The organism is Psychromonas sp., assembly GCF_983033635.1.
The window spans coordinates 1-489 of record NZ_CEZLMY010000048.1; the positions used below are offsets into that span (position 1 = coordinate 1).

The following is a 489-nucleotide window of genomic DNA, read 5'->3' on the forward strand; positions in this document are numbered from 1 at the left end:
GAAAAGATGCGCCTGACAAAAAGCAAATCAGAATCTGCGATGGGAGGGATTCAATTCTTCTATGATCTTTCCGTATCTGGGGAAATGGAAGTTTCCAAGGCAAAAGAATATGCAAAGAATGCTCTGCAGTCAGCAACATTTGGGAAGCATGGATATTTCTGGATCAACAGCGGCGAAGGTGTTCTTTTGATGCAGCCCTATACACCGGAAATGCTTGGTAGCAATCAAATAGATTGGAAATATGTGAAAGGACAATATATTTTCCGTAACTTTATAGAAAAAGCCAGGGCGGCGGTGGCTGGAAAACGTATTATTGGCCCAAGCCAAACAGCTAGGCCGCTTATCCGAAAATCTCCTATGTTTCCTATTTTGAACCATGGGATTGGGTAGTTGGCACGGGAGTGTACCTTGATGAGATGCAATCGGATATATTCAGAGCTACCAGCAATGCTTCGGCTTCCCTCTTCGCTTTCTTTATCGCCTTTGTTA

2 protein-coding genes are annotated in these 489 nt (G+C 43.6%); both read left to right on the forward strand.

Annotation, left to right across the window (positions count from 1 at the left end; translation table 11 throughout):
• Nucleotides 1–390, forward strand: a 390-nt coding sequence (locus AC4GME_RS08580) for a cache domain-containing protein (protein ID WP_490379237.1), incomplete at its 5' end; no start/stop codon positions are given.
• Nucleotides 351–489, forward strand: a 139-nt coding sequence (locus AC4GME_RS08585; protein ID WP_490379244.1) for a cache domain-containing protein, incomplete at its 3' end; no start/stop codon positions are given. The genes AC4GME_RS08580 and AC4GME_RS08585, both read left to right, overlap by 40 nt.